8 protein-coding genes are annotated in these 10,539 nt (G+C 70.7%); 6 read left to right on the top strand and 2 right to left on the bottom strand.

The annotated features are described in order from the left end of the window. The 5 genes from CCL05_RS30740 to ccsB form a co-directional block, all read left to right on the top strand. Nucleotides 1-994, top strand: a 994-nt coding sequence (locus tag CCL05_RS30740) for a polysaccharide deacetylase family protein (protein ID WP_086563962.1), incomplete at its 5' end; no start/stop codon positions are given. Nucleotides 995-1,060: 66 nt separating this feature from the next. Beyond that, a complete protein-coding gene (locus CCL05_RS30735) occupies nucleotides 1,061-1,708 on the top strand; it encodes a TlpA family protein disulfide reductase (protein ID WP_086563961.1) in 648 nt (215 codons plus the stop codon). 13 nt (nucleotides 1,709-1,721) lie between these two features. Then, nucleotides 1,722-2,492, top strand: a complete 771-nt coding sequence (locus CCL05_RS30730) for a cytochrome c biogenesis CcdA family protein (RefSeq protein WP_086563960.1) — start codon at nucleotides 1,722-1,724, stop codon at nucleotides 2,490-2,492. 3 nt (nucleotides 2,493-2,495) lie between these two features. After that, nucleotides 2,496-4,250 (top strand): cytochrome c biogenesis protein ResB, encoded by a 1,755-nt coding sequence (resB, locus tag CCL05_RS30725; protein ID WP_086563959.1) that lies wholly within the window; start codon nucleotides 2,496-2,498, stop codon nucleotides 4,248-4,250. Then, nucleotides 4,247-5,329 (top strand): c-type cytochrome biogenesis protein CcsB, encoded by a 1,083-nt coding sequence (gene ccsB, locus CCL05_RS30720; protein ID WP_086563958.1) that lies wholly within the window; start codon nucleotides 4,247-4,249, stop codon nucleotides 5,327-5,329. The genes resB and ccsB overlap by 4 nt, the downstream gene beginning before the upstream one ends. A 56-nt stretch (nucleotides 5,330-5,385) precedes the next feature. On the opposite strand, the gene CCL05_RS30715 is transcribed toward ccsB, so the two are convergent. Beyond that, nucleotides 5,386-6,783: a condensation domain-containing protein gene (locus CCL05_RS30715; protein WP_086563957.1), complete on the bottom strand. Its 1,398-nt coding sequence runs from the start codon at nucleotides 6,781-6,783 to the stop codon at nucleotides 5,386-5,388. Nucleotides 6,784-6,867: 84 nt separating this feature from the next. Then, the gene (locus tag CCL05_RS30710) at nucleotides 6,868-7,650 is read right to left on the bottom strand and encodes a MerR family transcriptional regulator (RefSeq protein ID WP_086563956.1); all 783 of its coding nucleotides are present in this window, start codon (nucleotides 7,648-7,650) and stop codon (nucleotides 6,868-6,870) included. An 81-nt stretch (nucleotides 7,651-7,731) separates the two neighbouring features. On the opposite strand from CCL05_RS30710, the gene uvrA reads away from it, so the two are divergent. Beyond that, nucleotides 7,732-10,233, top strand: coding sequence for an excinuclease ABC subunit UvrA (gene uvrA / locus CCL05_RS30705; protein ID WP_086563955.1), 2,502 nt, complete (start codon nucleotides 7,732-7,734; stop codon nucleotides 10,231-10,233). Nucleotides 10,234-10,539 lie beyond the last annotated feature (306 nt).

The following is a 10,539-nucleotide window of genomic DNA, read 5'->3' as shown; positions in this document are numbered from 1 at the left end:
GGAAGCGCGGGAAGAGCCCGTTGCCGACCTCGCCAAGGAGCACGGCGCGAGCATGACCTTCTTCCTGTCCGGGCTGTATCTGCTGCCCGAGTCGAAGAAGCGCCTCTACGACCCGCCGAACAACCCGCGCGGCGCCTCCGACATCGGTTACCTCACCGACGAGCACGTCAAGGAGACGCTGAAGAACGTCCGCCGGGCCTGGCTGGAGGGCCATGAGATCGGCACGCACTTCAACGGGCACTTCTGCGGCGAGGCCTACGGCTCGGTCAAGAACTGGACGCCCCGGCAGTGGCGCAGCGAGATCGACCAGGCGAAGTCCTTCGTGAAGGAGTGGCGCACCAACACCGGCTGGACCGACATGCCGTCGCTGCCGTTCGACTACGACAAGGAGCTCGTCGGCGGCCGTACGCCCTGTCTGCTCGGCCAGGACAACCTGCTGCCCACCGCCCGCGAGCTGGGCTGGCGCTACGACGCCTCCTCGCCCGGCGGCCGCCAGGTCTGGCCGGTGAAGCGGCAGGGGATCTGGGACCTGCCATTGCAGCAGATACCTTTCCCCGGACGTGGCTTCGAGGTCCTGTCCATGGACTACAACATGCTGGCGAACCAGTCGATCAGCACCACGAAGGCCCCGGCGCACAACTACCCGGGCTGGCGGCAGCAGTCGGCGCAGGCGTACATCCAGGGATTCAAGCGGGCATACGAGACAAATCGTGCGCCCCTCTTCATAGGCAACCACTTCGAGCAGTGGAACGGCGGCATCTACATGGACGCCGTGGAAGAGGCCTTCAAGCACATGGCGCGGGAGAAGGAGAAGGGCGGGGATGTGCGTCTCGTCTCCTTCCGGCAGTTCACCGACTGGCTGGACGTGCAGAAGCCCGAGGTGCTCGAAAAGCTCCGCACGCTCGAGGTCGGGCAGCAACCGGCCGGCGGGTGGAAGGGGTTCGTCGAGAAGGCCCCCTCGGGCGCCGCTACAGCATCCCGGAACGCCGCCTGAAATGCGGTTTTCCGCCCGCAAGGGGGGTGGGCGAGAGCCCCGGAACGGACATGCGAAACTTTTCACATGAGTGCCGCCAGCCGCACCCCCCTGCGTTCGAACCGCTCGATCCGCACGGCCCGCTCGACCCGGGTCCGTCGCCGCGCCGCCCTGACCGCCGGTGCCGCCGTGGCCGCGCTGCTCGTCACCGCGTGCGGCTCCGGCGGCACCTCCGGCGGGGGCGGCAACACCAACTTCGTCACCGGCACCGACGGCATCGCCACGGTCGCCGAGGGCGAGCGCACCCCGGCACCCGACCTGTCCGGCAAGACCATCGCCGGCAAGACCCTCGACGTCGCCGACTACAAGGGCAAGGTCGTCGTCCTCAACGTGTGGGGGTCCTGGTGCAACCCCTGCCGCGCCGAGGCCAAGTACTTCGCGAAGGTCTCCAAGGAGTACGCCGGCAAGGGCGTGCAGTTCGTCGGCATCAACACCCGCGACACCTCCACCGGCGCCGCGCTCGCCTTCGAGAAGGACTGGGGCATCACCTACCCCAGCCTCTACGACCCGACCGGCAAGCTGCTGCTGCGCTTCGACAAGGGCACCCTCAACCCGCAGGCGATCCCCTCCACCCTGATCCTCGACCGGGACGGGAAGATCGCGGCCCGCTCCCTGTCCGCCCTCAGTGAGGAACGGCTGCTGAAGATGCTCAAGCCGGTCGTCGCCGAGAAGTGAGCGGAGTAGTGACGTGAGCGCGCTCACCCTCGCCGCGGTGGCGGACCCCAACGGCACGGTGCTCAACGGCGCCCTGCTGGTGGCCCTGCCCATCGCCCTGCTCGGCGGACTCGTCTCCTTCTTCTCGCCCTGCGTGCTGCCGCTCGTGCCCGGCTATCTCTCCTACGTCACCGGAGTCAGCGGCACCGACCTGGCCGAGGCCCGGCGCGGCCGGATGGTCGCCGGGGCCTCGCTGTTCGTGCTCGGCTTCACGGCCGTCTTCGTCTCCGGCGGGGCCTTCTTCGGGTACTTCGGCCAGACGCTCCAGGCAGAGCGGGGCGTGCTCTCCAAGGTGCTGGGCGTCTTCATGATCCTCATGGGCGTCTTCTTCATGGGCCTGATGCCCTGGCTCACCCAGCGCGAGTTCCGTTTCCACCGGAAGCCGGCCGCCGGTCTCGTCGGCGCCCCCGTGCTCGGCGCGCTGTTCGGCATCGGCTGGACGCCCTGCATCGGCCCGACGCTGGCCGCCGTCCAGACCCTCGCCCTGAACCAGGGCAGCGCGGGTCGCGGGGCGGTGCTGACCATCGCGTACTGTCTGGGCCTGGGCGTGCCGTTCGTGCTCGCCGCGGTCGCGTTCCGCAAGGCCCTCGGCGCCTTCGGGTGGATCAAGCGCCACTATGTCTGGGTCATGCGGATCGGCGGCACCATGATGATCGTGACCGGTCTGCTGCTGCTGACCGGCGCCTGGGACCGCATCGTGCAGGAGATGCAGGTCTGGTCCGACGGCTTCACTGTGGGGATCTGATCGATGAGCAAGACCACCGCCTCCGACCCGGCCCCGACCGCCGCCGAGGACCGGGAGCTGGGCGACGCCGGCTCCCAGCTGTCCACCGCCCCCACGGAGGACGCGCCCAACCTGCCCTCCCTGGGCGTCATCGGCTGGGCCCGCTGGTTCTGGCGGCAGCTGACCTCCATGCGGGTCGCGCTGCTGCTGCTCCTGCTGCTCTCCCTCGGCGCGATCCCCGGCTCGCTCATCCCGCAGACCGGCACCGACGAGACGAAGGTCGCCGACTTCCGCAAGGCCCACCCCACCCTCGGGGACGTCTACGACAAGCTCGGCCTGTTCCACGTCTACAGCTCGGTGTGGTTCTCCGCGGTCTACATCCTGCTGTTCATCTCCCTCATCGGCTGCATCGTCCCCCGCACCTGGCAGTTCGTGGGCCAGCTGCGCGGCCGCCCGCCCCGCGCGCCCCGGCGGCTGAACCGGCTGCCCGCCCACACCACCTGGCGCACCACGGCCGAACCCGAGCAGGTCCACGGCGCCGCCCTCGCCCTGCTGCAGAAGCGCCGCTTCCGCGCCCACCTCGCCGGTGACGCCGTCGCCGCCGAGAAGGGCTACCTGCGCGAACTGGGCAACCTCGTCTTCCACATCGCCCTCATCGTGCTGCTGGTCGCCTTCGCCTGGGGCCAGCTGTACAAGTCCGAGGGCAACAAGCTGGTCGTCGAGGGCGACGGCTTCTCCAACACCCTCACCCAGTACGACGACTTCAAGTCCGGCAGCCTCTTCACCTCCGACGACCTGGTGCCCTTCAGCTTCAACCTGAAGAAGTTCACCGGCACCTACGAGCGCACCGGCCCCAACAAGGGCACCCCGCGCACCTACCAGGCCGCCCTCGACTACAGCACGGGCCCCTACGGCAAGGACGAGAAGACCACCGTCAAGGTCAACCACCCGCTGGAGATCGGCGACGCCAAGGTCTACCTGGTCAGCCACGGCTATGCCCCGGTCATCACCGTCCGCGACGCCAAGGGCAAGGTCGTCTACGACGACGCCGTGCCGCTGTTGCCGCTCGACGCAAACGTCACCTCCTCCGGCGCCGTCAAGGTCCTCGACGGCTACCGCGACCCCGAGGGCAAGAAGGAACAGCTCGGGTTCAACGCGTTCTTCGTGCCGACCTTCGGCGGCGCCGCCAGCGGCACGATGCTGTCGCAGTTCCCGGCGCTCGACTCTCCGGTGCTCGCGCTGTCCGCCTACCACGGCGACCTGGGGGCCGACTCCGGCATCCCGCAGAGCGTGTACCAGATGGACAAGACCAACATGAAGGAGTTCAAGGACTCCAAGGGCAAGCTGTTCAAGAAGCTGCTGCGCCCCGGCGAGACCATGAAGCTCCCGAACGGCGCCGGTTCGGTCACCTTCGGCAAGGACGTCAAGGAGTGGGCCGGCTTCCAGGTCGTCCAGGAGCCCGGCGGCGGCTGGGCCCTCGCCGGGGCCCTCGCGGCCATCGGCGGCCTCGCCGCCTCCCTGTTCATCCAGCGCCGCCGCGTCTGGGTGCGCGCGGTCCGGGGCGCCGACGGCGTCACCGTCGTGGAGATGGCCGGCCTCGGCCGCAGCGAGTCCGCCAAGGTCCCCGAGGAACTCGGCGACCTCGCCGGGATCCTCTACGACGAGACGTACGACGAGACACCGGCCGCGCCCGGCCCCGACGACCCCGCAGATTCCCCCGACACCGACCAGGAGCCGGGTACCGCAACCCCCGTACCTGCCGAAGGGGCTGAGAAGTGACTCTCGCCGCCGCCACCAACGAAAACCTCGCGAACATCAGCAATGTGCTGATCTACTCCGCGATGGCCGTCTACACCCTGGCGTTCTTCGCGTACATCGCCGAATGGCTCTTCGGCAGCCGCAGCAAGGTCGCCCGGACCGCCGCCGCACTCACCGCCAAGCCGGCCGAGGCGAAGAAGACGCCCGCCGTCACCGTGAACCAGGCCGGTGGCACGGCCGTCCTGGAGCGGCCCAAGGTCACCGTGCGGGCCGGGGCCGGTCAGCGGGACGTGCCGGACGGGCCCGGGGCGCACGGCGGTGACGAACAGGGCGACCTGTACGGCCGGATCGCCATCTCCCTCACCGTGCTCGCCTTCCTGATCGAGCTGGGCGGCGTCATCACCCGCGCGGCCTCGGTGGAGCGGGCGCCGTGGGGCAACATGTACGAGTTCAACATCACGTTCTCCACGGTCGCCGTCGGCGTGTACCTCGGGCTGCTGGCGCTGAAGAAGAACGTGCGCTGGCTCGGCCTGTTCCTGACCACCTCGGTCCTGCTGGACCTGGGCCTCGCGGTCACGGTCCTCTACACCGCCAGCGACCAGCTGGTCCCGGCCCTGCACTCGTACTGGCTGTACATCCACGTCTCCACGGCGATCTTCTGCGGCGCGGTCTTCTACGTCGGCGCGGTCGCCACGATCCTGTACCTCTTCAAGGACTCCTACGAGAACAAGCTCGCGAGCGGCGGCACGCCCGGCACCTTCGCGACGTCCGTCCTGGAGCGGCTGCCCTCCTCCGCCTCCCTGGACAAGTTCTCCTACCGCGTCAACGCGGCCGTCTTCCCGCTGTGGACGTTCACGATCATCGCGGGCGCCATCTGGGCCGGTGACGCCTGGGGCCGCTACTGGGGCTGGGACCCGAAGGAGACCTGGTCCTTCATCACCTGGGTCGCCTACGCCTGTTACCTGCACGCCCGCGCCACCGCCGGCTGGAAGGGCCGCAAGGCCGCCTACCTGGCCCTGATCGCCTTCGGCTGCTGGCTGTTCAACTACTACGGCGTGAACATCTTCGTCTCCGGCAAGCACTCGTACGCGGGCGTGTAGCTCCCGTACGGTCGAAGGCCGGTTCCCGCGTCACGGGAACCGGCCTTCGTCGTCGTTCAGGGCCTGCCGGCCGCGCCCGTCACGATGTCCCGCAGCCGCTCGGCGTACAGCCGCATGTTCTTGTACGCGATGTCCGTGTCCGGGTAGCGGGCGGCGAACCACAGGCCCTCGTGGAGGCGGGTGATCCAGGCGCACACCTGGTCCCCGTAGGACACCCTGAGCAGCCCGTAGGCCTTCTGGTCCGTCCAGTGGTCGGAGCCGGGGATGTCGCGGGTGTCGACGAACGAGACGATCGAGTACAGGTCGGGGGAGGTCGGGCGGAAGTCGGTGCCGAGGAGGTGGAGGACGCGGGCCAGGGGGATGCGGGCCAGCCGGCGGTTGGCCTGGAGGGCGGCGCGTACGGTGCGCAGGGCGCTCGGGAAGTCGACGGCCTCGGACATGGGAATCTCGATCGGGGCGCCGCCCACGTACCAGCCGACCGACTGCGACCACTGGGACTTCACCCGGGTGTGGAACGGCACGACCGTGCGGTAGACGGGCTCGCCGCCGATCTCGTGGACGATCAGGGCGGAGGCCGCGAGGACACCGACCAGGCTCCCGCCGTACGGGCGGCAGTACGCCTCGAACGCGGCGGCGGCGTCCGCGTCCACCATCATCTCGCGCATGAACTTCTGCGTGGGCAGTTCGCCCCCGGGTTCCAGGCCGAGGTCGACGGGGAAGCTCGGCAGCCGTCCGCCGCAGCGGTGGATGAACTCCCGCCAGCGGGCGACGATGTCGTGGTCCGCGTCGATGCGGTCGGCGTCCGCCCGCTCGGCCTCGCAGAAGTCGACGTAACTGCTCGCCGGCTCCGGCCCCTCGGCCCTGCCCGCGATCCCGGCCTCGTACAGCTCGTGGATCTCGGCGGGGATGCGGTGGATGGAGTAGGCGTCGACGTTGCTGTGGTCGAAGGCCATGTACACGCTGGTGCAGTCGTCCCGGACGACCGCCGTGTAGATGAGGTTGGGCCAGCGCAGGGCGTCGGCCGTGGTGTCGAAGCGGTCCTGGAGGTGCTGGGCCAGGGCCGCCGCGTCGGTGAAGTCGCCGACGTCCTCGCGGTGCAGGGACACGGCGGAGGGGTCGAGTGTGAAGCGGCGGATCGAGTCGCCGGGGCCGCCCGCCCAGCGGAAGCCGCTGCGCAGGGTTTCGTGGCGCAGCGTCCAGCCGCGCAGCGCCTTACCCAGCGCGTCCAGGTCGGCCCGTCCCGGGATGTCGAACGCCGCGCCCAGCCAGGTCGGCACGAAGAGTCCGTCCTCCCGCACGGACCGGGCCGTCCGGATGTGCGACTCCTGGATGTACGCCGGTGGCCTGGAGTCTTCCGGCAGAGCCTTCGCCGTCGCGACGGTCGCCGGACTGAGTGTCCATTCGACGAGCCGCCCAGGTCGGACCTCGCAGCGCTGGATATCAGTCATTCGCACAGGGGGTCTCCGTTCGCAGGTGGGATAGACCCGACCAAACGAATGGCGAACCCGCTACCGGCGACACCGGGTGTCGCCGGTTTTTCAATGGATCGGATGGCTTCTCGAACCGAGTTGCGAGCTTTGGCCGGTGCGTTCGGTTGACGCCGTCCCGGCCGCGGTGACCCGGTCGAGGTAGGCGTGAAGGGCACCCGCGCCCTCGACCATGCTCCTGGTGCGTGCCGTCAGGGCGGCCCCGCGCGCCGCGATCGCCGCGCGCAGGGCGTCGCTGCTGCCCTCCCGGCGCAGCCCCTCCAGTACCGGGCGGATCTGCTCGAAGAGGTAGTGGCTGCGGCGCAGCGTGTGCACGAGCCGGGCGTCGCGCACATCGGCGGGTTCGTAGACCCGGTACCCCGTGCCGCGCTCCCGGCCCGGTGTGAGCAGGCCGGCCCCCTCCCACACCCGCAGCGCGGACGTCCGTACGCCCAGCAGCGCGGCCACCTCCCCGATGCGCAGCCCGCCGGAACGGGGCAGCGGGGCGGGCGGCTCGGCCGCCAGCAGTTCCAGGGCCTCGCTCGCGGCCCGCAGGGAGACCCGCTCCTCGTGCAGGGCGGCGTGCGCGGCGTCGACCAGGGCGAGCGCGCCCGGGACGTCGTCCTCGTGCAGGGTGCGCATGATCCGCGTCGCCGTCAGCGGCCCGTACCCCCGCATCAGGGCCCGGTACGCCAGCAGGGCGCCGCGGTGCGTGCCGGTGAAGACGCGGTAGCCGGACGCGGTCCGCTCGGCGGGCGGCAGTACTCCGGCGTCCTCGTAGTTGCGGATCTGCTGCGTCGAGACACCGGCCAGCCGGGCGAGATCGACGGGGCGGAGACGGCGTTCGTTGGTCATCGATTTGAAGGTTACGGCAGGAGCGTCACCGCTGATGCCCGAAAAGTCTCAACATCGGACTTCAATGGAAGACTTGAAGGAATGGACAACAGCATCCGGGTCACCGGCGCCCGCCTCCACAACCTCCAGAACGTCTCCCTCTCCCTCCCGAAGAACGAGCTGGTCGTCCTGACCGGCCTGTCCGGCTCCGGCAAGTCCACGCTCGCCTTCGACACCCTCCACCAGGAGGGCCAGCGGCAGTACCTGGAGTCGCTGGGCATGGTCACCGGCTTCGTCAGCAAACCCGCCGTCGACTCGATCAGCGGCCTGTCCCCGTCCATCAGCGTCGACCAGCACCTCACCAACCGCAGCCCGCGTTCCACGGTCGGCACGGTCACCGAGGTGTTCACCTACCTGCGGCTGCTGTGGTCGCGGATCGGGACCCGCCCCTGCCCCGGCTGCGGCAAGAGCATCCCGCCGTCGTACGCCAACGCCGCCGAGGCCACCGCGGCCGACGACGACGCCGAAGGCGAGCAGACCCCCTGCCCCCACTGCGGCACCCTGGTGCCGGAGCTGGTGATGGGCTCGTTCTCCTTCAACAAGCCCGCCGGCGCCTGCCCGTCCTGCACCGGCCTCGGCGAGGTCATCCGGCCCGACGTACGGCGCCTGGTCGACGGCTCCCGCTCGCCGGCCCAGGGCGCGGTACGGGGCTGGAACCCGAAGCTCACCGAGTGGAACCTCACCGCGCTGCGGGCCGCCGCCCGCCACTACGGCTTCACCTTCGATGCGGACCTCCCGGTCGACGAACTGGGCGAACCGCAGCGCGACCTGCTGGTGTACGGCGTCGAAAGCCCCGAGTTCCGGCGGCACTTCCCGTCGGTCGCCGCGCCGGCGACCGTGGCCGGGGGCCGTTTCGAAGGGGTCGCGACCGCGCTGCTGCGGCGCTACACCGAGCGTGCCGACGACCCCGAATACCGCGAACGGGCCGAGAAACAGGGCCTGGTGAAACAGCCTTGCAGGGAGTGCGAGGGCACCCGGCTGCGGCCCGAGAGCCGGGCGGTGACCGTGCGGGGACTGACGATCGTCGAGGCGGCACGCCTGCCGCTCACCGAACTCGGCGGCTGGCTGTCCGGTCTGAAGGAGGGCTCGGCCGGGGACGAGTGGCTGCTCGTCGAGCCGGTCGTCGCCGACCTGGAGGAGCGGGTACGGCGCCTGGTCGACGTCGGAGTCGGCTACCTCAGCCTGGACCAGTCCACACCGAGCCTGTCCGCCGGGGAGACGCAGCGGCTGCGACTGGCCGCCCTGCTCGGCTCCGGCCTGACCGGCGTGCTGTACGTTCTCGACGAGCCGACCATCGGCCTGCACCCCTCGGACACCGCCCGCCTTATCGGCGTCCTGCGCCGCCTGCGCGACCTGGGCAACACCGTGCTGGTCGTCGAACACGACCTGGACGTGCTGCGGGCGGCGGACCACGTGGTGGACGTCGGCCCGGGGGCGGGCCGCGACGGCGGCCGGATCGTGGCGGCCGGGACGCCGCAGGAGGTGGCCCGGGCCGAGTCCTCGGTGACCGGCGCGTATCTGTCGGGCCGGCTGCCCGCGCCCGCGTCCCGTGGCCGCGGCGACAGCGCCTCGGCGCTCGTGATCCGCGGGGCCCGGGCCCACAACCTCAAGGACGTGACCGTACGGATCCCGCTGAACCGCCTGGTCACGGTCACGGGCCCGTCCGGCTCGGGCAAGTCGACGCTGCTGCTGGACATCCTCGGCCGGGCCGCCCGCCGCCGCTTCCACGGGGCGGGGGAACTCCCCGCCGAACACGACGGCATCGACGGCTGGGAGCACCTCTCCAAGGCCGTCCTCATCGACCAGGAGCCGATCAGCCGCATCCCGCGCTCCAACGCCGCCACGTACTCGGACGTCTTCACGCCGATCCGGGAAGTCTTCGCCGCGAGCAGCGAAGGACGCCTGACAGCGGGCCGGTTCTCCTTCAACGTGCCCGGCGGACGCTGCGAACGCTGTGAGGGCGCGGGCGTTCTCACCGTGCGGATGCACTTCCTCCCGGCCGTGCAGGTGCGCTGCCCGGCCTGCCAGGGCCGCCGCTTCCGGCCCGAGGTGCTGGCCGTGCGGTACCAGGGCTACGACATCGCCGAGGTGCTGACGGCGACGGTGGACGAGGCGCTCGGGGTGTTCCGGGACGTGCCCCACGTGGCCGGCCGACTCCAGCGTATGGCGGACGTCGGCCTCGGCTATCTGCCGCTGGGGCAGCCCGCGCCCACACTGTCCGGGGGCGAGGCCCAGCGCCTCAAGCTGGCGAAGGAGCTGGGCCGCCGGGCCGCCGACCGGACCCTCTACGTCCTCGACGAGCCGACGACCGGCCTGCACGCGGCGGACTCGGCCCGGCTGCTGGACGTGCTCCAGCGGCTGGTGGACGCGGGGCACTCCGTCCTCACCATCGAGCACAACGTCGATGTCATGCGGGCGTCGGACTGGCTGATCGACCTCGGTCCGGTGGGAGGGGCCGGAGGCGGCCGGGTGGTGGGGGAGGGTACCCCGCAGGAGGTGTCGGCGGTACGGGCGTCCAGGACAGGTGGGTTTCTGACCGGGTGACTTCCGCCGCACTGTCGGGGCCGCCCGCTTCTTGGCCAGTGTCGTGCTGGAACGGCCTGCGTCAAGGGCGCTTCGCGTCGCCTTCGGCGATCGGCCTGCGGCCGCCCCTTGACCCAGCCCGTTCCAGCACGGGAGAGAAGCGAGCGAGCGGCCCGGAAAGGCGGGTGGCCAGGGGAGTCGGCCCCTTTGGTCGGCTGCGTGGCCGCTCGGCGATGCGGGGCGCGCTCGCGCCTCGCATCGCCGAGCGGGCTCAGCGGCGATCGGTGCGTGGGTGGTGCGCGTTCCCGCCTCGCCAGCACGCCGGGT

The sequence above is a fragment of the Streptomyces africanus genome, from assembly GCF_002150735.1.
Classification (GTDB): Bacteria; Actinomycetota; Actinomycetes; order Streptomycetales; family Streptomycetaceae; genus Streptomyces; species Streptomyces africanus.
The sequence above is the reverse complement of the archived record's forward strand: the minus strand, read 5'-3'. Positions and strand labels throughout refer to the sequence as shown.